Raw genomic sequence first — 23,638 nt, 5'->3', positions numbered from 1 at the left:
GTCAGGTGGGGTCGGCGACCGGGGCGGCCGGACCGGCGGTGCCGGTGTGCGGGACCTGGGCCGGCTTCGGCTTGGCGTCGATACCGGCCTCGGCGCGCTGCTGCCCGGTGATCGGGGTGGGCGCGCCGGTCAGCGGGTCGAAGCCGCCGCGCGTCTTCGGGAAGGCGATGACCTCGCGGATCGAGTCGACACCGGCGAGCAGCATGCAGACCCGGTCCCAGCCGAACGCGATACCGCCGTGCGGGGGTGGGCCGTAGCTGAACGCCTCCAGCAGGAAGCCGAACTTGTCCTGCGCCTCCTCCGGCGTGATACCGAGCAGCTCGAAGACCCGCTGCTGCACCTCACGACGGTGGATACGGATCGAGCCGCCGCCGATCTCGTTGCCGTTGCAGACGATGTCGTACGCGTAGGCCAGCGCCCGGTCCGGCGCCTCCTCGAAGCGGTCCATCCACTCGGCGTTCGGCGAGGTGAACGGGTGGTGCACGGCCGTCCAGCCACCATCGTCCGTCTTCTCGAACATCGGCGCGTCCACCACCCAGCAGAACGCCCAGGCGCTCTCGTCGACCAGACCGGCCCGCTTGGCGATCTCGATCCGGGCCGCACCGAGCAGCTCCTGGGCCGGGCGTGCCTCCGGGCCGGCAGCGAAGAAGACGGCGTCGCCCGGCTTGGCGCCGACGGCGTCGGCCAGCCCGGCCAGGTGCTCGGCGGAGAGGTTCTTCGCCACCGGCCCGCGCGGCTCGCCGGTCTCGGCGTCCAACACCACGTACGCCAGTCCCTTGGCACCGCGCGCCTTGGCCCAGTCCTGCCAGCCGTCCAGTTCCTTGCGGGTCTGACCGGCGCCGCCGGGCATCACCACCGCACCGACGTACCCGCCCGCGTCGATCGCCCCGGCGAAGACCCGGAACTGGGTGCCGCGCAGGTAGTCGGTCAGCTCGGTCAGCTCCACGCCGTAGCGCAGGTCCGGCTTGTCCGAGCCGTACCGGGCCATGGCGTCGTGCCAGGTGATGCGCGGGATCGGGCGCGGGATCTCGTACCCGGCCAGGTCCGACCAGAGGGCGGCGGCGATCTCCTCACCGAGGTCGATCACGTCCTCCTCGGTGACGAAGGACATCTCGATGTCGAGCTGGGTGAACTCCGGCTGCCGGTCGGCCCGGAAGTCCTCGTCGCGGTAGCAGCGGGCGATCTGGTAATACCGCTCCATGCCGCCGACCATGAGCAGCTGCTTGAACAGCTGCGGGGACTGCGGCAGCGCGTACCAGCTGCCGGGTTGCAGGCGGACCGGGACCAGGAAGTCGCGGGCGCCCTCCGGGGTGGACCGGGTCAGCGTCGGCGTCTCGATCTCCAGGAAGTCCCGCTCGTGCAACACGCCACGGGCGAGCTGGTTGGCCCGCGAGCGCAGGCGCATCGCCCGGGCCGGGCCGCCCCGGCGCAGGTCGAGATAGCGGTACTTGAGGCGGACGTCGTCGCCGGCCACCACCTGGTCGTCGATCGGCAGCGGCAGCGGAGCGGCCTCGGAGAGCACGTCCAACTCGGCGGCGGTCACCTCGATCTCGCCGGTCGGCAGCTCCGGGTTCTCGTTGCCCGCCGGGCGACGGGTGACCTCACCGACGACCTTGACGCAGTACTCGTTGCGCAGCGCGTGCGCGTCCTCCTCGCGGAAGACCACCTGGACCACGCCGGAGGCGTCGCGCAGGTCGACGAAGATGACACCGCCGTGGTCGCGCCGGCGGGCCACCCACCCGGCGAGCGTCACCGTGGTGCCGGCGTCCGTCGCGCGCAGGCTGCCGGCGTCATGGGTACGGATCACGACGTGCGTCTCCCTCGTCTGGCTCTACGTCCGTTGCTCCCGGCATTCTGTCAGCCCTCACCCGTCCCCGTTCCCCGGGTGCAAGGAAGGGCCCCCTGTTAACGCCTCGTGCATAGCAGGGGTCCCCTACTAACACCAGCGCGCCGGTTGGCGTTAGCAGGGGACCCTTCCTATACCGCAGGCGTTAGCAGGGGACCCCTGCTTACAAGCCGGGCGGGCCGCCGGAGGAGGAATCCGGCGGCCCGCTGGCGGAGGAGAAGGTCAGATACGTGAGTACGGGTCAGTAGACGCTGACGCCGTACCGGCTCAGCACCGGTCCGATGGGCTGGAAGAAGGTGGTGCCGCCGATGCTGCAGTTGCCGCTGCCGCCGGAGGTCAAGCCGAGCGCGATGGTGCCGCTGAAGAGCGAACCGCCGCTGTCGCCCGGCTGGGCGCAGATGTTGGTCCGGATCAGGCCGCGCACCTGACCCTCGGCGTAGTTGACGGTGGCGTTGAGGGCGGTCACCGAGCCGCTGCGCACACCGGTGGTGCTGCCGGAACGCTGCGCCGACTGGCCGACGTACGCGTTGCCGGAAGCGGTGATCTCCCGGTAGGTGCCGTTGTGGAGGTAGACGTTGCCCGGCTGCACGACGCTCTGGTTGGCGTAGCGGACGATGCCGTAGTCGCTGCCCGGGAAGACGCTGCCGGTACGCGAACCGAGCAGCGCGGTCTGCGCCGAGTTGCTGTACCAGTTCGCGGCGATGTTGGTGCAGTGGCCGGCGGTCACGAAGTAGTAGGTGCTGCCGGCGCGCACGTTGAAGCCGAGCGAGCAGCGTCCGCCACCCTGCGCGTAGATCGCCTCGCCACCGGAGATGCGGGTGCTCAGCACACCGGCCTGGGCCTCGATGCGGACGGCGCCGTTGGTGCGGGCGGCGGCGGCCTTGACCCGCTCCAGCTTGGCGCCGGTGACGGTGCTGTCGACGGAGACGACGACCTGGTTGGTGGCGGGGTCGGTCCACCAGGCGGTGCCCGGGATCGCGGCGGAGCGCTCCAGCACCGCGGTGGCCCGGTTCAGCTCGGTGGCACCACGCGTGACCAGCTTCGGGGTGGCGCCGGCGGCGGCCACCTGGCGGGCCGCGACGGCGTCGGTCACCGCGACGACCATGGCGCCGCTGGCGTCGGCGTAGGCACCCGCCGCGCGGTCGCCGAGGCGGTCGGCGAGGGCGGAGGCCGCGTCGGGTGTGGCGGACGCGGGCGCCGCCTGGGCCGGGGCACCGGCCAGTACGCCGGCGACCAGAGTTCCGGCGGCGGCGACGGAGAAGACGCGGCGAAGCATTGACCTTGTGGGTCGCATGTAACAGCCTCCCGGTAGGGGGTTTCGTGCCCTGTCACGTCGACAGGAGCGGGGGCAACTCGGCCACCTGGGGAAATGGCCAAGCGAGGGAAAGTATTCACACATTTAAGATCGTCAACAAGCCCCGCCTCCGGCCGAATCGACCAACCACCCCCAAGTCATCTCTCTGCAACATTGTGGACACAGACGGTCATCTATACGCTCTGGTCACCGCCGCCACCCGGCAACCGTGAACCGGAGGCCACCCATGACCCTCGTCCGACGCGCGCTGGCCACCCTCGCCGCCGCCCCCGCCCTGGCCGCACCCGGCCCGGCACCGCTGTCAGCCGGGGAGCCGGGTACGTCACCATCCTGATCGACGCGAACGCGCCTGCACCGGCCAGTCGCTGCTGGCCAACCCGACCTCCACCGCCCAGACCGAGGTGGACCGACGCCACCGGGTACGGCAGCGGGTGATCGACTTCAACGGCCAGCTCGCCGCCGCCTGCGCCGCGTACGGGTCGAACTGCCGGTACGACGACAACGCGGTCTTCGGCTACCCGTTCAGCCTCTCCCAGCTCTCCGGCTGGGACTACTTCCACCCGAACGCCAGCGGCCAGCAGGTCCTGGCGAACGTCTCCTACCCCGTCGGCTTCGCCTGGTAGCCGCCGAGCACCACCGCCGGAAGCCGGCCGGGCACCACCGCCGGAAGCCGGCCGGGCACCACCGCCGGAGACCGGCCGGGCATCATCGCCGGAGACCGGCCGGGCGTCATCGTCGACGGGCGCCCGGCCCCGGACGCGGCACGACGTCACGCGCGTCGGTGACGTGGTGCCCGTCCGCGCAGTGCAGTTCCACCCCGACCTCGGCGCCGCAGTCGCGGTGTCCGACGCTCAGCGGCGGCCCCTCCGGGTCGGCGAGGTACCGGTCCCCCCAGGCCAGCACGGCGACCAGCACCGGCCACAGATCCATTCCCTTGGGGGTGAGCCGGTACTCGTGTCGCAGCCGGCTGCCCGGCTCGCGGTACGGCTCCCGCCGGAGCACCCCCTGCGCGACCAGTGTGGCCAGCCGGTTGGCCAGCACCTGCCGGGGGACGCCGGTGCGTACCCGCATGTCGTCGAAGCGGCGGACGCCGCTGAACACCTCGCGGAGCACCACCAGGGTCCACTTCTCGCCGAGGACCTCCATGGCGCGGGCGACCGTGCAGTTGTCGATCGACCAGTCCAGGGCCACGGGTCTCATGCCCGCCAGGCTAGGTCTGATTGACAGACCCAGCAAGCCCTGACAGGCTGCGTCCATGACGCAGACGCAGGGGGCGACGCGCAGCCGCACCTTCTCCTGGTCCGACCCGGGCCTCAACGCCGACCAGGTCGGCCGGCGCAGCGGACTGGAACTGCTCCGCGCGATGATCGCCGGGGAGCTGGCCGCCCCACCGGTGATGCACCTGATCGACATGTCCCGGATGGAGGCCGAGGAGGGCCGGGTCGTCGTCGAACTGGAGCCGCAGGAGTTCCACTACAACCCGCTCGGCACCGTGCACGGCGGCGTGCTCTCCACGCTGCTGGACACCGCCGCCGCGTGCGCCGTACACACCACGCTGCCGGTCGGCATGGGCTACACCTCGCTGGACCTCAACGTGAAGTTTCTCCGCCCGGTGACCGTCCGCTCCGGGACGCTTCGCTGCGAAGGCACCGTGCTGCAACGCGGTCGACGGACCGCCCTGGCCGAGGCCCGACTGACCGACGGGCGGTCCCGCCTCGTCGCGCACGCCACGTCGAGCTGCCTGCTGCTCCCCCTGGAGTGAGGGCTCCACCGCTGCCGGCTGCTCGGCCCGACGTTAGGAAGGGCCCCCTGCTATACGCGAGGCGTTAGCAGGGGGCCCTTCCTTACATCCGGGTTCAGCTGACCAGCGGTGTCAGGTCCGCCCGAGGCGGCGACCACTCCCCCGCCGCCGCGACGACCTGCTCACCGGAGCGGATGTCCTTCACCTCGTCGGGGGCACCCTCCGCGCCCGGGAACCAGACGTACGGGATGCCGCGTCGCTCCGCGTACCGGATCTGCTTGCCGAACTTCGCCGCGCTCGGCGACACCTCGGTGGGTACGCCCCGCGACCGCAGCGCCTCGGCGACCCGGTTGCTGTCGGCCCGCAGCTCCTCGTTGGTCACCGCCACCAGCACACAGGTCGGCACGGACCGGGAGACGGTCAGCGCCTCGGCGCCGAAGAGCAGACCGAGCAGCCGGGTCACCCCGATCGAGATGCCCACCCCGGGGAAGCGGGTGGTCCCGGCGCTGGCCAGGTTGTCGTACCGGCCGCCGGAGCAGATCGAGCCGAACTTCTCGTACCCGATCATCTGCGTCTCGTAGACCGTGCCGGTGTAGTAGTCCAGGCCACGGGCGATCCGCAGGTCGGCCACGCAGAGACCGGGCGAGTGCGCGGCGGCGGTCTCCACCACGGCGGTCAGCTCCGCGACCCCCTCGTCCAGCAACGGGTCGCTGACCCCGAGCGCGCGGACCGCGTCGGCGAACGAGGCGTCCGGCGCGGAGATCTCGGCCAGCGCCAGACATGCCTTGGCCTGCGCCTCGCTCGCCCCGGCCGTGGTCGCCAGCAGCTCCGTCACGCCGGCCGGGCCGATCTTGTCGAGCTTGTCGACCGCGCGCAGCGTCGCCTCCGGGTCGGTCAGCCCGATGCCCCGGTAGAACCCCTCGCAGATCTTGCGGTTGTTGACCTGGATGCGTACCGGCGGGATCGGCAACGCCCGCAACGCGTCGCCGATGACCAGCGGCATCTCCGCCTCGTGGTGCCCGGCGAGGGTGTCCCGGTCGACGATGTCGATGTCCGCCTGGAGGAACTCGCGGTACCGGCCCTCCTGAGGGCGTTCGCCCCGCCACACCTTCTGGATCTGGTAGCGGCGGAACGGGAACTGGAGCTTGCCGGCGTTCTCCAGCACATACCGGGCGAACGGCACGGTGAGGTCGAAGTGCAGGCCGAGGGCGTCGTCACCGGCCGGACCCTCCGGATCGCCCTGGAGGCGCCGGATCACGTAGACCTCCTTCGAGGTCTCCCCCTTGCGCAGCAACTGGTCCAGCGGCTCGACGGCCCGGGTCTCCAGCGGCGCGAAGCCGTACAGCTCGAAGGTGGACCGGATCCGGTCCAGGACGTACTGCTCGATCATCCGCTGGGCGGGCGTCCACTCCGGGAAGCCGGAGATGGGCGTGGGCTTGCTCATGATGCTCCTTCGGCACCCGCGCGAGCGGCGCGGGGAGGTCCTGGTCCGCGGCGACTACAGGCCGCGGGTGGGGGCCGCCGGTCGTCCGCCGCCCATCCCGGCCACCTCGACGAGGTACGGGTTGGTGGCGCGCTCGCGGCCGATGGTGGTCGTGGGGCCGTGGCCGGGCAGCACGACGGTGTCGTCGGCGAGCGGGAGGATCTTGTCCCGCAGGCTGGCGACCATCGTCGGCATGTCGCCACCGGCCAGGTCGGTGCGGCCGATCGAGCCGGCGAACAGCACGTCACCGGAGAGACAGATCTGCTCGGCCTCCCACGGCGAGCCGGCGCCGGGCAGCCGGAACAGCACCGACCCGCCGGTATGGCCCGGTGCGTGGTCGACGGTGATCTCCAGACCGGCGAGGCTGAGCGTCGTCCCGTCGGACAGCTCGGCGACATCCTCCGGCTCGGCGTACGGCAGCCGGCCACCGAAGAGCTGGGTGAGGTCCATCGACAGGGCCTTGGTCGGGTCGGCCAGCAACTCCCGGTCCGCCGGGTGCACGTACGCGGTGATGCCGCGCGCGCCGCACACCGGCGCGACGGAGAAGGTGTGGTCGAGGTGCCCGTGGGTGAGCAGCACGGCCGCCGGGTGCAGTCGATGCTCGGCGAGCAGCGCGTCGAGCCGGTCGATCACCCCGATGCCGGGGTCGACCACCACGCACTGCTCCCCCGGCGCGGCGGCGACCACATAGCAGTTGGTGCCGAAGGCGTCCGCGGGAAAGCCGGCCACGAGCACGTCCGCTCCCCTTCCGTCGAGTCGTCCTCGCCAGCAGCCTACCGGCGTCCCCCGGCGGGCTCGGGCCGGTCGTCCCACCGGCGCGCGGGGGCAGTGACGGACTCCGATGCGGATGTGCACCGACCTCGTACACGACTTTCCCAGCCGGTACCCGTACACTCTGGCGGGCGTGTGGCGTGGCGCACCTGCCGCCCGACGGGTACGCGACCACCAGGTGACGACCAGGGTAGAGGAAAGGGGAGCACGGGTGGCTTCCAGCAGGGACCGGCAGCGCAAACTGGCGCGGGCCAAGCTCGACCGGCAACAGGCCCGCCGGGCCGCCACCGTCAGGCGCCGCCGACGGATCCGAGCCGGTGTCGGCACCGCCCTGATCCTCGTGCTCGTCGTCGCCGGTTCGGCGTGGGCGCTGGGCGCCTTCGACAGCGAGCCGACACAGGACACCGCGAACGACGAGGTCTGCCTCTGGACCCCGCAGAACACCGAGGGCAACCCGAACCTCCGCCAGGTCGGCGAGCCGGCCGCCACGGGCCTGCCGGTGACCGGCACCCAACCGATGACGATCACCACCAACCAGGGCGACCCGATCTCGGTCGAGCTGGACCTCGCGAACGCCCCGTGCGCCGCCGCGAGCATCGCCCACCTGGCCGGGCAGGGCTTCTACAACGACACCAAGTGCCACGAGATCACGGCCGACGGGGCGGTGCGCTGCGGCGACCCGAGCGGCACCGGTCTCGGCGGCCCGTCGTACTCGTTCCACAACGAGAACGTGCCGACCGCCCCGGAGGCGTCGCCCAGCCCGTCGCCGGACCAGCCGCCCACGTACCCCAAGGGCACGGTGGCGATGATCAGCAACCCGCCGGGTGCCAACGGCAGCCAGTTCCTGATCTTCTTCGAGGACTTCACCACCGCCGAGCCGAGCTTCCCGGTCATCGGCCGGGTCACCGGCGGCCTGGACGTGGTGGAGAAGATCGGCGCACTGCCGACCGTGGAGAATGAGGCTGGGGAGAAGGTCAAGCCGAAGGACGACGACGTGGTCATCCAGAGCCTGACCGTCGGCGAGCCGGGGCTGGACCCGGCGTCGCCGGCCGAGCCCACGCCGGCGGGCACGGCAAGCCCGGCGGCATCCGGCGCGCCCGAGGCCAGCGCAAGCGCCGGCTGACCGGTAATCGGCGGTTCCACCCGCCCCAGCGGCATCCACATACAGTCCAGGAGGATCGAGGCGTGACGTCCACCAGAGAGCGGCAGCGCGCGGCGGCCCGCGCCCGGCTCGAGAAGGAGATGGCCGAGCGGGCCACGCGGGCGCGCAAGCGCCGCCAGACCCAGGCGGTGGTCGGGGCCGGAGTGGTCCTGCTGCTGGTGGTCGCCGGCACGGCCTGGCTCGCCACCAACCTGATCGGCGACGACAGCGGCGGCGACACCGCCGCCCAGGGCGGCAGCACCGCGGAGTGCGGCTGGGTGGAGATCCCGGCGGGTGAGCGGACCCCGACGACCAAGGACGTCGGGTTGCCGAACGCCGAGCAGAGCCGGGTCGGCACCCAGACCATGACGATCACCACGAACCTCGGCCCGATCACCGCGCGGATCGACCGGTCGGCGGTGCCCTGCACCGCAGGCAGCTTCACCCACCTGGCCGAGCAGAACTTCTTCGACAACACCAAGTGCCACCGGCTGGTGACCGAGGGCATCAAGGTGCTCCAGTGCGGCGACCCGAGCTCCACCGGCGACGGCTGGCGCGAGACCGACGGCACCGGCGGCCCGGCGTACCGCATGCCGGAGGAGAACCTGCCCACCGACAAGCGCCCGCCGTACGAGGCCGGCGTCATCGCGATGGCCAACTCGGGCCAGCCGTCCAGCACCGGCAGCCAGTTCTTCATCGTCTACGGCGACTCGCCGCTGGACCCGAACTACACCGTGCTCGGCACGATCACCGGCGGGATGGACATCGTCAACGACGTCGCCGCCGCCGGTGACGACGGCGCGTTCGCCCAGCAGGCCGGCGGCGGTCACCCGAAGAAGGAGATCGTCATCACCGACCTCACCATGAGCGACGCCTGACGCCTCGGTTCCACGCGAGAGCGCCCGCCGGCTGAGCCGGCGGGCGCTTTTCGTCGTCCGGTCGTACGCGTCAGGCGCCGGAGGTGACCCGGTAGGCGTCGAAGACCCCGTCGACCTTGCGGACGGCGGCCAGCAGATGCCCCAGGTGCTTCGGGTCGGCCATCTCGAAGCTGAACCGGCTCACCGCCACCCGGTCCCGGGTGGTGGTGACGGTGGCGGAGAGGATGTTGACCCGCTCCTCGGAGAGCACCCGGGTGACGTCGGCGAGCAGCTTGTGCCGGTCCAGCGCCTCCACCTGGATGGCGACCAGGAACGTCGAGGCGGAGGTGAGCTTCCAACTCACCTCGACCACCCGTTCGCCCTGGGCGCGCAGGTCCTCGGAGTTGGCGCAGTCGTCGCGGTGCACGCTCACCCCGCCGGACCGGGTGACGAAGCCGAACACCGTGTCCGGCGGCACCGGGGTGCAGCAGCGGGCCAGCTTGATCCAGACGTCGCTGACACCGCGTACGACCACACCCGGGTCGTGGCTGGAGGCCCGGCTGCGCGGCGGCCGGGTGGCCACCGCCGTCTCCGCGATGTCCTCGGCCGCACCCTCCTCGCCGCCGTAGGTGGCCATCAGCTTCTGCACCACGGACTGCGCGGAGACCTGGCTGTCCCCCACCGCCGCGTACAACGACGCCACGTCGGCCAGGTGCAGGTCCCGGGCGATCGCCATCAGGTTGTCGGAGGTGAGCATCCGCTGCAGGGGCATGCCCTGCTTGCGCATGGCCTTGACGATCGCGTCCTTGCCCTCCTCGATCGCCTCCTCGCGCCGCTCCTTGTTGAAGTACTGCCGGATCTTCGTCCGCGCCCGGGGGCTCTTGACGAAGCCCAACCAGTCCTGCGTCGGCCCGGCCGTCTCCGACTTCGAGGTGAAGATCTCGATCACGTCGCCGTTGGACAGCGTCGACTCCAACGGCACCAACTTGCCGTTGACCCGCGCCCCGATGCACTTGTGCCCCACCTCGGTGTGCACCGCGTACGCGAAGTCCACCGGCGTCGACCCCGTCGGCAACGGGATCACGTCGCCCTTCGGGGTGAAGACGTACACCTCCTGGCTGGACAGGTCGAACCGCAACGCGTCCAGGAACTCGCTCGGGTCCGCCGCCTCCCGCTGCCAGTCCAGCAACTGCCGCAGCCAGGTCATCTCGTCGATGTGCGCCGGCGGACCGACGATCTGGGTGCCCTTCTCCTTGTACTTCCAGTGCGCCGCGATGCCGAACTCCGCCGTACGGTGCATCGCGTACGTGCGGATCTGCATCTCCACCGGCTTGCCGGTCGGCCCGATCACCGTGGTGTGCAGCGACTGGTACATGTTGAACTTGGGCATCGCGATGTAGTCCTTGAACCGCCCCGGCACCGGCTGCCAGTTCGCGTGGATGACCCCCAACGCCGCGTAGCAGTCCCGCACCGTGTCGACCAGGATCCGCACACCCACCAGGTCGTAGATGTCGTTGAAGTCCCGACCCCGCACGATCATCTTCTGGTAGATCGAGTAGAGGTGCTTCGGCCGACCCGTCGTCTCCGCCTTGATCTTGGCGGCCTTCAGATCCACCTGCACCTTCTGCGTCACCTGCCGCAGCAATGCCTCACGCTGCGGCTGGTGCTCCCCGATCAACCGGTTGATCTCCTCGAACCGCTTCGGGAACAGCGTCCCGAACGCGAGGTCCTCCAGCTCCCACTTGATGGTGTTCATACCCAGGCGGTGGGCCAGCGGGGCGAGGATCTCCAGCGTCTCCTTGGCCTTCTGCTCCCGCTTGGGCGCGGGCAGGAAGGAGAGCGTCCGCATGTTGTGCAGCCGGTCGGCCAGCTTGATCACCAGGACACGCGGGTCCTTGGCCATGGCGACGACCATCTTGCGGATCGTCTCGGCCTTCGCCGCGTCGCCGAGCTTGACCTTGTCGAGCTTGGTGACGCCGTCGACCAGCAGCGCGACCTCGCCACCGAAGTCCGTCCGCATCTGGTCCAGTGAGTATTCGGTGTCCTCGATGGTGTCGTGCAGCAGCGCGGCGACCAGCGTGGTGGTGTCCATGCCCAGGTTAGCCAGGATGGTGGCCACCGCGAGCGGGTGCGTGATGTACGGGTCGCCGGACTTGCGGTACTGACCCGAGTGCCACCGCGCGGCGGTGTCGAAGGCCCGTTGCAGCAGCCGGGCGTCCGCCTTGGGATGGTTCTCCCGGTGCGACGAGATCAGCGGCTCCAACACCTCGCTGACCTGCGAGGACTGCCACGGCGCGTTGAACCGCGCCAGCCGCGCCCGGACCCGTCGGCCGGTGGGCGCGTTGGAGAGCCCGAATCCGCTGCTCGGCAACGGGTCACCGGTGGTCGCGACGGACGCGCCGTCGGACGCGGTGGGGACCGCCACGTCGCCGCTGGGCGGCACCCGGCCGGGTGCCCCGGCGACGGCCGGTGTGGCGCCGTCGGGGTCGGTCAGCGAGCCGTTCGCGTCACCTGTCGGGTGCACCGTGCCCTCCACCGGAGGGACGACATCGTGGGACACCGGCCTCCTCACCGCTCGCCGGGGAAACACCGACCGTGCGTCGGCCGGTCTGGTCTCGCGCCTCTCGGACGGCTCACCGTCCGGTCAGCAATGGGCAATGCTACCCGCACCGACGGTGCCCTGCCGCTCCGCCGGACGTACCGTGCCGCCTCCGTCGCCGGGGGCGGGTCGGTTCAAACGGTCAGCAGGGCATGGACGGGACGGGGCGCCAGTTTCGCCCGCCCGCCCAGGAAGGAGAGCTCCAGCAGCACGGTGAAACCGGCGACCGTGCCACCGGCCCGTTCCACCAGGTCCAGCGTGGCCGCGGCGGTGCCGCCGGTGGCGAGGACGTCGTCCACGACCAGCACCCGGTGTCCCGCCGTGAAGGCGTCCTGGTGCACCTCCAGCGTCGCCTCGCCGTACTCCAGCTCGTACGAGGCGGCGTACGCCGGGCGGGGCAGCTTGCCGGCCTTACGCACCGGCACCACACCGACCCCGGTCGCGTACGCGATCGCGGCGGCGACCACGAACCCGCGCGCCTCGATGCCGACCACCGTGTCGAAGGAGTCCCGCCCGTGGTGCGCGACGATCCCGTCGATCACCGTCCGGAAGGTCTCACCGTCGGCGAAGAGGGGCATCAGGTCCTTGAACATGACGCCCGGCTTCGGGAAGTCGGGCACGTCCAGCACCCGGCTGGCCACCAGCCGGGCGGTCTCCGGGCCGCTGTCGCCGCGTACCGCGCTGCTGTGGGTCTCCGTCACGACGCTTGGTCCCTTCCACCAGACAACGGCGCCCTGCACGCTGCTCGCACAGCATGCAGGACGCCGTCGTGTTCGTCCCTACCGGGTCGGTCCCGGCCCGGTCAGCGCCGTTTGGCGCCACCCGGGCGGTTACCGCCCCCACCGCCGGGGCGGCCACCACGGGCCCCGCCGGAACGCTTGCCGGCCGGACGCGCGCCCACCTTCGGCGCGGCGGCACCGGCCAGGGCGGCACCCGTCTCGGCGGTCACCGGCTCCTCGTCCGCCTCGATCGCCTCGGTCGACGCCGCCTTGCGGGAGCCCTTGGCGGGCGTCTCGCCCTTGGCGATCCCGGCCCGCCGGGCCTGCACCCGCTTGTTGTGCGCGTCGATCCGCGGGTCGCGGTTCTTGAGCACCACCAGCAGCGGCGTGGCCAGCGTGATCGAGGTGATGAAGGCCATCGCCATACCGACGAACAGCACCAGACCGAGGTCCTTCAGGGTGCCCGCGCCGAGCAGGCCGGCCCCGATGAACAGGATGGCACCGACCGGGAGCAGAGCGACCACCGAGGTGTTGATCGACCGCATCAGGCTCTGGTTGACGGCCAGGTTGGCCGCCTCGCCGTACGTCTGGTTGTTGTTCGCGGTGATCCCTCTGGTGTTCTCCTGCACCTTGTCGAAGACCACCACCACGTCGTACAGGGCGAAGCCGAGGATGGTGAGGAATCCGACGATCGTCGACGGAGTGACCTCGAAGCCGACGATCGAGTAGATGCCGGCGGTGAGGACCAGGTTCATCAGCAGCGAGAAGAGCGCCGCGATGGCCATGTTCAGCTCGAAGCGCAGGACCAGGTAGACGGTGACCAGCGCGAGGAAGATGACCAGACCGAGCAGGGCCCGGTTGGTCACCTGGCTGCCCCACGCCTCGCTGACCCGGTTGCTGCTGATCGACTCCGGGTCGATGGTGAACTGCTGGCCGAGGGCGGTCTTGACCGCCTGGACCTGCTCGCCGTTCAGCTCGGTGGTCCGCAGCTCGTAGAAGTTGCCGCCACCGCCGCCGACCTGCTGCGCGGTGACCACCTGGCCGCCCTGGGCAGCGACAACGTCCTTCGTGGCCGCCTCGGCGTCCTGGAGGGTGCCGACGCTGGTCGGGATCTGGAACGAGTTGCCGCCGGCGAACTCGATGCCGAGCTTGAACCCGGTGAAGATGACGCTGGCCAGTGCGATCGTCGCCAGCACCGCGGCGATGGTGAACCACATCTTGCGCCGGCCGACGATGTTGAGGCCGGCCTCGCCCCGGTAGAGGCGAGCTGCCAGACCGTTCTCAGCGGACATGTCACGCCTCCTTGGCGCGCTGGTTGCGGGGCTGGGTCGGCGCCGAGCGGGCGGGCAGCACCCGGCCGAGCCCGCTGACCCGCGGGGACAGGAACGCCTTGGTGCTGGCGAGCATCGTCATGATCGGGTGTCGGAACAGGAAGACCACGAGCAGGTCGAGCACCGTGGCCAGACCGAGGGCGAAGGCGAAGCCCTTCACCGTGCCGACCGAGACGATGTAGAGCACCACCGCCGACAGGATGGTGATGGCGTTCGCCGAGATGATCGTCCGGCGGGCCCGGATCCAGGCTCGCGGCACCGCGCTGCGCGGGCTGCGGCCCTCGCGGATCTCGTCCTTGAGTCGCTCGAAGTAGATGACGAAGGAGTCCGCCGCCACACCGAGCGAGACGATGATGCCGGCGATGCCGGCGAGGGTGAGCGTGAAGCCGATCTGCCGGCCGAGGAACACCATGGCGCCGAAGAGGAGCAGCGCCGACGCGACCAGGCTCAGGAAGATGACCGAGCCGAGCAGGCGGTAGTAGAAGAACGAGTAGATGATGACCAGCAGCATGCCGATGCCGGCCGCGAGCAGACCGGCCCGCAGGTGGCTGGCGCCCAGCGTGGCGGTGACGTTCTGCTGCTCCTGCGCCTCGAAGGTGACCGGCAGCGCGCCGTAGCTGAGGTAGCCGGCCAGTTCGCTGGCCTCGGCGTTGGTGAAGTTGCCGGTGATCTGCGAGCTGCCGACGAGCACGCCCTGGATCTGCGGCGACGAGATGATCTGGTTGTCCAGCACCACCGCGACCCGGCAGCGCCCCTCGTCACCGAGCGCGGAGGCGTCGCAGGCCTGGCCCTCGTTGTTGAACGCCTCGCGGGTCAGCGCGGTCCACTTCTCCCCGCCGCTGCGGGTGAAGTCCAGGCTGACCACCCACTGGCTGGTCTGGTCGCGCACCGCGGTGGCGCTGCTGACGTCGGTGCCGAGCACCTTCGCCACGTCCAGCAGGTTCTTGATGGAACCGGCCTCACAGGAGACCGCCTGCTGCTCCGGGTCGGAGATCGAGGCCGGCGGCCGGTCGTCGAGCTGGAGGCAGCTGATGGTCGGCACGTTGAACTGCATCTGCGTCGGCAGCACCGCGACCTCGCGGCCGGACAGCTCGGCGAAGGGCGCGAGCTTCTCGGCCAGCGACGGGTCGGCCGCCAGGTCCGCCGGGGCCTGGAGGCCGGTGGCGGCGGCCCACGCCTCGGCGCCGACCTTCTGCTCGACGGCCTGCCGCTGCTCCTCGACGCTCTGCGGCACGTCCTCCTCCGCGCTCGGCGACGGCGAGGGCGTCGCGGCGGGCGACTCGGTGGGCGTCGGGGTCGGCGCGCCACCGCCCTGGCCGCCGGCCGACGGCGAGGAGGTGACCTCGGCCTCGGGCGTGGGCGACGGGCTCGCGGCGGCGTCGCCGGACGGCGTCGGCTCGACGGCCCCGCTCGGGGTCGGCGCCGGGGCCTGGACCGTGCCGCTGCCGTCGGCGATCTTCAGCACCTTGCGGAAGCGCAGCTCGGCGGCGCTGCCGACCTCGGTGAGGTCGCGGTTCTCGCCGGGCAGGGAGATGACGATGTTGCGGTCGCCCTCGGTGATCACCTCGGCCTCGGCCACGCCGTACGCGTTGACCCGGCTCTCGATGATCTGTCGGGCCTGTTCGAGGTTCTCCGCCGTCGGGGCCCGTCCGTCGAGGGTGTTGGTGGCCTCCAGCGTCAGCCGGGTACCACCGACCAGGTCAAGACCGAGACGAGGCTCGAGCCGGTCCTTCCAGCCCCCGCTGGCGCCGGCCGAGAAGAACACCAAAAGGTAGAGGACGACAAAGATGGCCCCGAGTACGGCCAACTGCCGTCCCGGGCGCATCTGTCCCTGAGGTGGTGCCACGGCTGTCCTGTCTCCCTGTACGGTCGCGCCGCCGCGGGCGCGGCGGCGGGTCGGCCGGCTGCCCGGCCCACGGTCTGCCTTCCGACGGCGCCCGGGCCGGCGCCGCCGCCTCGGGTGGTCGACGCGGGCGCGTGGACCGGTCGAGCCGGAGCACCGACGCCCGGCGTCGGCCATCTATCCAGTTGTCACACGCGCGCCGCGTGCGGCGACCACCCGCTCGGGGACGCGTGCGGGCGGCTCCATCCGGGCATGACCGCCGCGCGACGGTCGACCGGGTGGTCGGTGCTCAGTCCTTGACGGTGTCGCTCTCCTCGACGGGCGACTCGACCGGTCGCTCCGCCTTGGTGACCACCCGGGCGATCGCCGGACGGGCGTAGCGGGTCTGCACTCCGGGAGCGATCTCGAGCAGGACGCTGTCGTCCTCCACGCCGGTGACCGTGCCGTAGAGCCCGCCGATGGTGACCACCTCGTCGCCGACGGAGAGGCCGGTCTGCATCGCCTCGGCCTCGCGGCGGCGCTTCTGCTGCGGGCGGATCATCATGAAGTACATGACGCCGAAGAGCAGCGCGATCATGAGGATCGGCGTGAAGCCCGCCGCTCCTCCGCCTTCTGCTGCGTAGTGCACGGTTGTAGACCTTCCCATTGGCCTCCGTCACGGTGCTGACACCGAGCGGAGGCGGATTTTCACATCCTGTGCGGACCGCGGCGAGTCTAGTCGCTCTATCTGGGAACGCCGAATGCGGCACAGATCACGAACAGATCACGGCTGGTCGCTGTCCACGGAGAAGAGATCGGGCACAGCGGCAGCCTCGGCCCCAAATGTACCATTCGGGGGTGTACGTCCCAGGTGGTGCCAGGCGGCATCGGTCGCCACCCGGCCGCGCGGCGTACGGGCCAGCAGCCCGGCCCGCACCAGGAACGGCTCGCAGACCTCCTCCACCGTGTCCGGCTGCTCCCCGACGGCCACGGCCAGGGTCGACAGGCCGACCGGGCCACCCCGGAACGAGTCCACCAGGGCGGTCAGCACCGCCCGGTCGAGCCGGTCCAGGCCGAGCGCGTCCACGTCGTACACGGTCAACGCCGCGCGGGCCGTCTCGACGGTGACCACCCCGTCGGCGCGTACCTCGGCGAAGTCGCGGACGCGGCGCAGCAGGCGGTTGGCGATCCGGGGGGTGCCCCGCGACCGGCCGGCGATCTCCACCGCCCCGTCGTCGGTGATCGGCACACCGAGGATCCGGGCCGAGCGGTGCAGCAGCAGCTCCAACTCGGCGGGGGCGTAGAAGTCGAGGTGGGCGACGAACCCGAAGCGGTCCCGCATCGGGCTGGTCAGCAGACCGGCCCGGGTGGTCGCCCCGACCAGCGTGAACGGCTCGACGTCGAGCGGGATGGCGGTGGCGCCCGGCCCCTTGCCGACCACCACGTCGACCCGGAAGTCCTCCATCGCGCTGTAGAGCAGTTCCTCGGCCGGCCGCGCGATCCGGTGCACCTCGTCGATGAAGAGCACGTCGCCCTCGGCGAGACTGGTCAGGATCGCGGCCAGGTCGCCGGAACGCTCGATCGCCGGGCCGCTGGTCACCCGGATGCCGGTGCCCAGCTCCGCGGCGACGATGTTGGCCAGGGTGGTCTTGCCGAGGCCGGGCGGCCCGGAGAGCAGGATGTGGTCCGGTGGCGAGCCGCGCCGCATCGCGCCCTGCAACAGCAGGTCGAGCTGGTCGCGGACGCGGTGCTGGGCGATGAACTCGTCCAGCCGCTTCGGCCGGACGCTGACCTCCGCGTCGCGCTCCGCCTCGCTGACGTACGCCGAGACCAGCCCGCCGTCGGGCGCGGTCACCGGGACCGGCCCAGCAGCCGGATGGCCTGCTTGAGCAGCACCGGCACCGGCGGCGTGGGACCGTCCACGGTCTCCGCGACGGCGGTGACCGCCTGGTCGGCCTGACCGGCCGTCCAGCCGAGCCCGATCAGCGCCTGACGGACCTGCTCCGGCCAGGCCCCACCGGTCACCCCGGCCGCGCCGTCGGCACCGACGGCCACCGGGCCGATCCGGTCGCGCAGCTCCAGCACCAGACGCTCGGCGCCCTTCTTGCCGATCCCGGGTACGCGGGTCAGCGCGCCCGTGTCGGCGTTGGCGATCGCCTTGCGTACCGCGTCCGGGGTGTGCACCGCGAGCACCGCCTGGGCCAACCGGGGCCCCACCCCGCTCGCGGTCTGGAGCAGCTCGAACAGCGCCCTCGCGTCGTCGTCGGCGAAGCCGTAGAGGGTGAGCGAGTCCTCCCGCACCACCAGGCTGGTGGCCAGCCGTGCCGACTGACCCACCCGCAGGTCGGCGATGGTGCCGGGGGCGCACTGCACGGCCAGGCCGACGCCACCCACCTCGATCACCGCATGGGCCGGGCCGGTCGCGGTCACCACACCGCGCACACTGGCGATCATCTCGCTCCTCCTCGTCTCGCCCGGTCCGCCGCGACGGCCAGCTTGGACCGGGTGCCGCCGCGCCACACGTGGCAGATGGCCAGCGCGAGGGCGTCCGCGGCGTCGGCCGGGCGCGGCGGCTCGGGCAGCCGCAGCAGCCGGGTGACCATCGCCGTGATCTGCGCCTTGTCCGCCTTCCCGGAGCCGGTCACCGCCGCCTTCACCTCGCTCGGCGTGTACGTCTGCACCGGCAGCCCGGCGCGCGCCCCGGCGAGTACGGCGATCCCGCTGGCCTGCGCGGTGCCCATCACCGTACGCACGTTGTGCTGGCTGAACACCCGCTCCACGGCCACACTGTCCGGCCGGTGCTCGGCGACCAGCTCGGTCAGCGAACGGTCCAGATGCAGCAGGCGGGCCGGCAGCTCGTCACCGGGATCGGTGTAGACGACGTAGTAGGCGATCAACGTGCAGGGCTTCCCGGGGACCCCCTCGACCACGCCGACCCCACACCGGGTCAGCCCCGGGTCGACGCCGAGCACCCGCACGCCGCCTCCTCCCCCGGCCACCGGCCAGTACGTGTGTTCGACACCCTACCGATGCCGTCCGCGAGCCACGCTCCGGGACACGCCCGGCACCGTCGCACCACGCCACCGGAGTCGCCGTGTGGCCCGACCCGGTCTCATCCCCACCAGAACAGCGAACCGAGCACGGTGTAGAGCGCCACCAGCGCCAGACCTTCGAGGTGATTGACCGTGCCGTCGATGGTCACGAAGACGACGAGCAGGGCGGCCACGATGACCGCGACGATCTGCAACGGCGGGAAGATCAGCGTGAACTCGCCGGCGCCGAGCAGCGGGGCGATCAGCATGAGCACCGGGGCCAGCATCAACGCGACCTGGAGCGCGCCCTCCATGGTGATCGCGGTGGCGGTGTCGGCGTCGCCCCGCAGGCTGAGCTGCACCGCCGGGGCGAGCTGCGACAGGTTGCCGACGGTGGCCACCAGGAAGAGACCGACGAAGGCGGCGTTGAGGTTCATCGCCTCGGTCGCCGGCAGCAGGGCGTCCATCAGCCAGTCCGCCTCGAACGCGATGAGCAGACCGGCCACGGTCACCAGCACCAGTACGCGCGGCAGCGGCCACGTGCCCACCTTGGCCTCACCGGCCCCGTTGTGCACCGGCGGCGGCGCGTCGGCGTCCTTGCCGAGCCGGAACGGCAGCGACACCACGAAGACGGTGAGCAGGGCGATCGCCACCACGTAGGAGACCGCGGTGGTGTGTTCGGCGGCGGGGGTGCCGAGGTTCACCGCGATCGCCGGGGTGATCAGGGTGGCCATCAGGAGCACGAGCATGACCCGGGTGACCTTGGCGTGCCGACCGTCGATGCTCATCGTGCCGTTGCGCAGCCCGCCGGCCAGGTAGGACATTCCGTTGCCCAGCAGCAGCAGGTTGAGCACCGACCCGATCAGCGCGGCCTGCACCACGGCCACCAGGCCGGCGCGGAGCGCGAAGATGCAGATGATCAGCTCGGGCAGGTTGCCGACCACGGCCTGGAACGTGCCGATGGCGGCCGGACGCATCCGGCCACCGAGCTGGTCCAGCGACCGCCCGAGCACCGCCGAGGCGAGGGTGATCGCGGCCAACACGACGAAGAACCGCAGCACCGGCGCCGCGCCGCTGAGATGGGCCAGGGCCGCGAGCATCGCACCGAGTGCGGTCGCACCCCACAGGAACAGGTCCACCAGGCGCCCGACGTCCCGGCGGGGTTGATCGATCTCGGCCGCCGGCGTCTGCATGATCGCACCTTATGGGGCGGCACCACCGGGACCACCATCTCCGGTGGCCGGTGTGACCCGGACGACGGCGCCCGGGTCACCGTGGCGACGCTCAGTGCTTGCCGTAGTGCTCCCGGGTCTCGCGGATCGCCTCCTCGGCCGCCGCGCGCTCCTGCGGCGTGGCGCCCCGCTTGGCGGCCATCCGCGCCCGCAGCAGCTCGAACACGATCGGCAGGACCGAGATCGCCACGATGGCGATGAGGATGAACTCGATGTTCGTCTTGACGAACGGGATCTGGCCCAGGAAGTAGCCGAGCACCGTCACGCCGGTGCCCCAGAGGATGCCGCCCACCACGTTGTAGATGACGAAGGTGCGGTAGTTCATCCGGCTCACCCCGGCCACGATCGGGGTGAACGTCCGGACGATCGGCACGAAGCGCGCCAGCACGATCGACCGGGCACCGTACTTCTCGAAGAAGTCATGGGCCTTGAGCAGGTTCTCCTGCTTGAACAAACGGGAGTTCGGGCGCCGGAACAGCGCCGGCCCGACCTTGCGGCCGAACAGGTATCCCACCTGGTCCCCGGCGATGGCGGCGATGGTGATGAGCAGGCACACCAGCCACAGCGGATACTTGATGTACTGCCCGTCGGCGACCAGCAGGCCGGTGGTGAACAGCAACGAGTCACCCGGCAGGAAGAACCCGATCAGCAGGCCCGACTCGGCGAAGACGATCACCAGGATGCCGATCAACCCGAAGGTCGAGATCAACCACTCCGGATCGAGCCAGTCCGGGCCGAGAGCCAGGGTGGTGGTGATGGGCGTCGACACGGAGACCTCCGAAGACCGCGGCATTCGTCCCGACCGGCGCGGGACGCCCGTAGTCTAGGCCGCCTTCGATCGCCCCGGTGCCCGACATCAGCTCACACCGATCCGCGCAGGTCACGGGCGTTGCGGCGGGTCGTGAGCCGTCCTCTCGTACCAACGCGTCCCGCCGCGCCGCACTGCGGACCGTGCCGTACTTCCGGACCGTGCCGTGGTCCGGGCGAGGTTCCGGCTTGTGGTCAGCGGGCGGTGATGCCCTCCAGCACCTGGTCGACGACCTTCTCCGGGAGGGTCGTCGTGTCGAGGTCGGGGTTCCAGTTCATCACCCGCTGGATGAGCATCGGGCCGGTGAGCATGGCCATGGTGACCTCGACGTCGAGGTCGGCGCGGAGTTCACCGTCGCGTACGCCGCGTCGCAGCACCTCCCGCATCACCGCGCGGCGCGGCTCGATGATGTTCTGGTAGAGCGCGTACTGCTCGGGGTCTCGTTTCACCACCGGCACCAGACACGGCATGATCTTCGCCGCACGTGGGTCGATGTGATGCCCGATGGCGCTGACCAGGGTGATCAGGTCCTCCCGGACGGACCCGCCGGCCGGCTGCGGCGGGTCGCCCTTGAGCGTCCGCAACGCGTCACTCAGCAGCGCGTTCTTGCCCGGCCACCGTCGGTAGATGGTGGCCTTGCCGACTCCGGCCCGGGCGGCGATCGCCTCCACCGAGATCGCCTCGATCGTGCTGCCCTCCGCCAGCAGATCCAGGGTCGCCTCGACGATGGCCTCGTCCGCGCGGACGCTCCGCGGCCGACCGGGCGGTCGCGGGGCGTCCGCGCTGCTCGTCATGCCGGCATTGTTCCTGACATCAGGGCGTACCGGCCAACTCGGGCTCGCCGACCGGCGTCGGCGCTGCGGCGGCGGCCCGCCCCGGCATCCAGCGCAGCGCCACCGCGACACCGGCCGCCGCGACCAGCGCGGCGAGTACCGCAGACAGGTGCATGGCCGAGACGAAGGCGTCGTCGGCCGCCGCGATCACCTGCGGCGCCGCCGGCCCGAGCTGACCGGCCACGCCGTACGCGCCGGAGATCGACTCCCCGGCCACCGCCCGTGCCTCGGCCGGCAGGTCCGCCACGGTCGGGGCGATGCCGGTGCGGTACCCGGCGGCCAGCACCGAGCCGATCACCGCGACACCGAGCGCGGCGGCCACCTGGCGGATGGTGTTGCTGACGGCGGAACCGACGCCCGCCTTCTCCCGGGGCAGCGCCGACATGATCGACTCCGTGGCGGGCGGCATGATGTTCGCCATCCCGGTCCCCTGCAGGAAGAAGACGACCAGCACCACCCAGATCGGCGTGGTGGCGTCGACGAAGGCGAACGCGCCCAACGACACCGTGGTCAACAGCAGTCCCACCGCCGAGACCGCCCGTGCACCGTACCGGCGGACCATGGTGGCGCTACGGGGCGCGAAGACCAGCTGGGCCACCGCGAACGGCAGGAAGAGCAGGCCGGTCTGCAACGGGCTGTAGCCGCGTACCAGTTGCAGATAGAACGAGCTGAAGAACATCACGCCCATGGCGGCGAAGAAGACCAGCCCGATCATCGCCACCGGCGCGGCGAAACGCGGCACCCGGAACAGTCGTACGTCCAGCGACGGGTGGCTGCTGCGCCGCTCGTACGCGACGAACCAGGCCAGCACCGCCAGGCCGCCGAGAATCGTGGCCCAGACCAGCGGGCGACCGAAGCCGTGCTCGCCGCCGTCGATGATGCCGAACGTCAGGGTCACCAGACCGACGACCGAGAGCAGCACACCGACCACGTCGACGCGCCCCGGCGCGGGGTCCCGCGACTCGGGCACCAACAGCGCTACCAGGACCACGCCGAGCGCCGTCACCGGCACGTTGATCAGGAAGACCGAGCCCCACCAGAAGTGCTCCAGCAGCAGTCCGCCGAGCACCGGGCCGATCGCCACCGCCAGCCCCACCGCGCCGGCCCAGATACCGATGGCCCGTCCCCGCTCCCTCGGGTCGAAGACGTTCGAGATGATCGACAGGGTCGCCGGCATGATCGCCGCGCCGCCGACCCCCATCAGCGCGCGGGCCGCGATCAGCTGGGTCGGGCTCTGCGCGTACGCGGAGAGCAGCGAGGCCAGTCCGAAGAGGACCAGCCCGACCAGCAGCATCCGCCGCCGCCCGGCCCGGTCACCCCACACGCCGAAGGTGAACAGCAACCCGGCGAAGACCAGCGTGTACGAGTTGATGGACCACTCCAGTTCACCCTGGGTGGCCCCGAGCCCGTGCACCGGGTCGGCCAGCGTACGCAGGGCGACGTTGAGGATCGTGTTGTCCAGGACGACGACGAGCAGGCTGATCACCAGCACTGCCAGGATCGCCCACCGCCTCGGGTGCCCGGTGTTCTCGTTCGGCTGCATCCCCCGACACCCTTCACATTTCGATACGGCCAAGTACCGTAATCCCCCCGAGCCTAGGCCCCCCAATTTCGATACGGAACCGATCCGTATTCACTGTGACCCCGATCACCCCCTCCCCCCGCACTCCGCAACCCCCGCCGGGCCGGATGCAAGGAAGGGACCCTTCCTATACACCAGGCGTTAGCAGGGGACCCCTCCTTGCACCCACCCCCACCCCGCTGGACCCCCGACGCAAGGAAGGGTCCCCTCTTAACGCCTCGGCGCGTGGGCACGGGAGAAGCGAGGAGGTGGGTTGATTTGTTGCTGCCATAGCGACAACAAATCAACCCACCTCCGGTGGGCATGCCTGACCAGGCGCCGCTTATGAGGCTTTTGTCGGCTCCTGGCATCAGGGCGGCGGAATTCGTGGCGGGCGGAGGACGTTGTAATCGGGGACTGGGCACGCAGGGCCAACGCCCGAGTACGGCTACGCCGGATCCCCACGGGAATGGCCCGCCTCCGCCAGTCGTTACACCTGGACCCGGCACCGCGAGCGGCCACCACGCCCCGCCAGCCAGGGCCACCC

At 71.1% G+C, this 23,638-nt stretch carries 21 protein-coding genes; 4 read left to right on the top strand and 17 right to left on the bottom strand.

From position 1 onward, the window contains the following. Position 1 precedes the first annotated feature (1 nt). Together aspS and ABZ738_RS30870 are read right to left on the bottom strand one after the other, a co-directional pair. Positions 2–1,807, bottom strand: coding sequence for an aspartate--tRNA ligase (aspS, locus tag ABZ738_RS30875; protein ID WP_131055628.1), 1,806 nt, complete (start codon positions 1,805–1,807; stop codon positions 2–4). A 280-nt stretch (positions 1,808–2,087) separates the two neighbouring features. Beyond that, complete coding sequence (locus ABZ738_RS30870; protein WP_357219132.1) at positions 2,088–3,140, bottom strand: S1 family peptidase; 1,053 nt, start codon at positions 3,138–3,140, stop codon at positions 2,088–2,090. Positions 3,141–3,562: 422 nt separating this feature from the next. Here ABZ738_RS30870 and ABZ738_RS30865 point away from each other — a divergent pair, with 422 nt between their 5' ends. Continuing rightward, the gene (locus ABZ738_RS30865; protein WP_357219129.1) at positions 3,563–3,784 is read left to right on the top strand and encodes a hypothetical protein; all 222 of its coding nucleotides are present in this window, start codon (positions 3,563–3,565) and stop codon (positions 3,782–3,784) included. A gap of 106 nt (positions 3,785–3,890) precedes the next feature. Here ABZ738_RS30865 and ABZ738_RS30860 read toward each other — a convergent pair whose 3' ends face one another. After that, on the bottom strand, positions 3,891–4,361 hold the full coding sequence (locus ABZ738_RS30860; RefSeq protein WP_176093291.1) for a helix-turn-helix domain-containing protein: 471 nt from the start codon (positions 4,359–4,361) through the stop codon (positions 3,891–3,893). Between the two features lie 55 nt (positions 4,362–4,416). Between ABZ738_RS30860 and ABZ738_RS30855 the strand changes: the two genes are divergently transcribed. Then, positions 4,417–4,923, top strand: a complete 507-nt coding sequence (locus tag ABZ738_RS30855; protein ID WP_131056188.1) for a PaaI family thioesterase — start codon at positions 4,417–4,419, stop codon at positions 4,921–4,923. 94 nt (positions 4,924–5,017) lie between these two features. Here ABZ738_RS30855 and hisS read toward each other — a convergent pair whose 3' ends face one another. Next, positions 5,018–6,346, bottom strand: coding sequence for a histidine--tRNA ligase (gene hisS / locus ABZ738_RS30850; RefSeq protein WP_131056186.1), 1,329 nt, complete (start codon positions 6,344–6,346; stop codon positions 5,018–5,020). 54 nt (positions 6,347–6,400) lie between these two features. Further along, positions 6,401–7,120, bottom strand: a complete 720-nt coding sequence (locus ABZ738_RS30845; RefSeq protein WP_131056184.1) for an MBL fold metallo-hydrolase — start codon at positions 7,118–7,120, stop codon at positions 6,401–6,403. 247 nt (positions 7,121–7,367) lie between these two features. Here ABZ738_RS30845 and ABZ738_RS30840 point away from each other — a divergent pair, with 247 nt between their 5' ends. Together ABZ738_RS30840 and ABZ738_RS30835 are read left to right on the top strand one after the other, a co-directional pair. Beyond that, positions 7,368–8,279: a peptidylprolyl isomerase gene (locus ABZ738_RS30840; protein ID WP_176093289.1), complete on the top strand. Its 912-nt coding sequence runs from the start codon at positions 7,368–7,370 to the stop codon at positions 8,277–8,279. Between the two features lie 62 nt (positions 8,280–8,341). After that, complete coding sequence (locus ABZ738_RS30835) at positions 8,342–9,175, top strand: peptidylprolyl isomerase (protein WP_131055198.1); 834 nt, start codon at positions 8,342–8,344, stop codon at positions 9,173–9,175. A 70-nt stretch (positions 9,176–9,245) separates the two neighbouring features. Here ABZ738_RS30835 and ABZ738_RS30830 read toward each other — a convergent pair whose 3' ends face one another. The 12 genes from ABZ738_RS30830 to ABZ738_RS30775 all read right to left on the bottom strand — a co-directional run bounded on the left by ABZ738_RS30830 (position 9,246) and on the right by ABZ738_RS30775 (position 23,073). Further along, positions 9,246–11,690 carry a bifunctional (p)ppGpp synthetase/guanosine-3',5'-bis(diphosphate) 3'-pyrophosphohydrolase gene (locus ABZ738_RS30830; protein WP_357219192.1) on the bottom strand — a complete coding sequence of 815 codons (2,445 nt, stop codon included), beginning with the start codon at positions 11,688–11,690 and terminating at the stop codon, positions 9,246–9,248. Positions 11,691–11,887: 197 nt separating this feature from the next. Continuing rightward, positions 11,888–12,454 (bottom strand): adenine phosphoribosyltransferase, encoded by a 567-nt coding sequence (locus ABZ738_RS30825; protein ID WP_131055195.1) that lies wholly within the window; start codon positions 12,452–12,454, stop codon positions 11,888–11,890. A 101-nt stretch (positions 12,455–12,555) separates the two neighbouring features. Then, positions 12,556–13,764 carry a protein translocase subunit SecF gene (gene secF, locus ABZ738_RS30820; RefSeq protein ID WP_357219122.1) on the bottom strand — a complete coding sequence of 403 codons (1,209 nt, stop codon included), beginning with the start codon at positions 13,762–13,764 and terminating at the stop codon, positions 12,556–12,558. Between the two features lies 1 nt (position 13,765). Further along, positions 13,766–15,649 carry a protein translocase subunit SecD gene (secD, locus tag ABZ738_RS30815; RefSeq protein WP_357219119.1) on the bottom strand — a complete coding sequence of 628 codons (1,884 nt, stop codon included), beginning with the start codon at positions 15,647–15,649 and terminating at the stop codon, positions 13,766–13,768. A gap of 286 nt (positions 15,650–15,935) precedes the next feature. Further along, complete coding sequence (gene yajC / locus ABZ738_RS30810; protein WP_131057677.1) at positions 15,936–16,274, bottom strand: preprotein translocase subunit YajC; 339 nt, start codon at positions 16,272–16,274, stop codon at positions 15,936–15,938. Positions 16,275–16,409: 135 nt separating this feature from the next. Further along, positions 16,410–17,480 (bottom strand): Holliday junction branch migration DNA helicase RuvB, encoded by a 1,071-nt coding sequence (ruvB, locus tag ABZ738_RS30805; protein WP_176093286.1) that lies wholly within the window; start codon positions 17,478–17,480, stop codon positions 16,410–16,412. Beyond that, positions 17,477–18,079 carry a Holliday junction branch migration protein RuvA gene (gene ruvA / locus ABZ738_RS30800; RefSeq protein ID WP_131057678.1) on the bottom strand — a complete coding sequence of 201 codons (603 nt, stop codon included), beginning with the start codon at positions 18,077–18,079 and terminating at the stop codon, positions 17,477–17,479. Before ruvA ends, ruvB begins: the two co-directional genes overlap by 4 nt. Beyond that, the gene (gene ruvC / locus ABZ738_RS30795; RefSeq protein WP_176093285.1) at positions 18,076–18,603 is read right to left on the bottom strand and encodes a crossover junction endodeoxyribonuclease RuvC; all 528 of its coding nucleotides are present in this window, start codon (positions 18,601–18,603) and stop codon (positions 18,076–18,078) included. The genes ruvA and ruvC overlap by 4 nt, the downstream gene beginning before the upstream one ends. A gap of 134 nt (positions 18,604–18,737) precedes the next feature. Further along, on the bottom strand, positions 18,738–19,850 hold the full coding sequence (locus ABZ738_RS30790) for a sodium:proton exchanger (protein ID WP_176093284.1): 1,113 nt from the start codon (positions 19,848–19,850) through the stop codon (positions 18,738–18,740). Positions 19,851–19,941: 91 nt separating this feature from the next. After that, positions 19,942–20,658 (bottom strand): VTT domain-containing protein, encoded by a 717-nt coding sequence (locus tag ABZ738_RS30785; RefSeq protein ID WP_357219112.1) that lies wholly within the window; start codon positions 20,656–20,658, stop codon positions 19,942–19,944. 233 nt (positions 20,659–20,891) lie between these two features. After that, complete coding sequence (locus ABZ738_RS30780; RefSeq protein ID WP_357219109.1) at positions 20,892–21,491, bottom strand: TetR/AcrR family transcriptional regulator; 600 nt, start codon at positions 21,489–21,491, stop codon at positions 20,892–20,894. A gap of 19 nt (positions 21,492–21,510) precedes the next feature. Beyond that, a complete protein-coding gene (locus ABZ738_RS30775) occupies positions 21,511–23,073 on the bottom strand; it encodes an MFS transporter (RefSeq protein ID WP_357219106.1) in 1,563 nt (520 codons plus the stop codon). Between the last annotated feature and the right edge of the window lie 565 nt (positions 23,074–23,638).

The sequence above is a fragment of the Micromonospora sp. NPDC047793 genome (assembly GCF_040642635.1).
GTDB lineage: Bacteria > Actinomycetota > Actinomycetes > Mycobacteriales > Micromonosporaceae > Micromonospora.
The sequence above is the reverse complement of the archived record's forward strand: the minus strand, read 5'-3'. Positions and strand labels throughout refer to the sequence as shown.

Bases quoted from the DNA above. Each gene is read 5' to 3' on its own strand.
- secF (WP_357219122.1), bottom strand. From the start codon at position 13,764: ATGTCCGCTGAGAACGGTCTGGCAGCTCGCCTCTACCGGGGCGAGGCC.
- ABZ738_RS30855 (WP_131056188.1), top strand. From the start codon at position 4,417: ATGACGCAGACGCAGGGGGCGACGCGCAGCCGCACCTTCTCCTGGTCC.
- ABZ738_RS30860 (WP_176093291.1), bottom strand. From the start codon at position 4,361: ATGAGACCCGTGGCCCTGGACTGGTCGATCGACAACTGCACGGTCGCC.
- ABZ738_RS30790 (WP_176093284.1), bottom strand. From the start codon at position 19,850: ATGCAGACGCCGGCGGCCGAGATCGATCAACCCCGCCGGGACGTCGGG.
- ABZ738_RS30780 (WP_357219109.1), bottom strand. From the start codon at position 21,491: ATGACGAGCAGCGCGGACGCCCCGCGACCGCCCGGTCGGCCGCGGAGC.
- ABZ738_RS30870 (WP_357219132.1), bottom strand. From the start codon at position 3,140: ATGCGACCCACAAGGTCAATGCTTCGCCGCGTCTTCTCCGTCGCCGCC.
- ABZ738_RS30775 (WP_357219106.1), bottom strand. From the start codon at position 23,073: ATGCAGCCGAACGAGAACACCGGGCACCCGAGGCGGTGGGCGATCCTG.
- ruvA (WP_131057678.1), bottom strand. From the start codon at position 18,079: ATGATCGCCAGTGTGCGCGGTGTGGTGACCGCGACCGGCCCGGCCCAT.
- hisS (WP_131056186.1), bottom strand. From the start codon at position 6,346: ATGAGCAAGCCCACGCCCATCTCCGGCTTCCCGGAGTGGACGCCCGCC.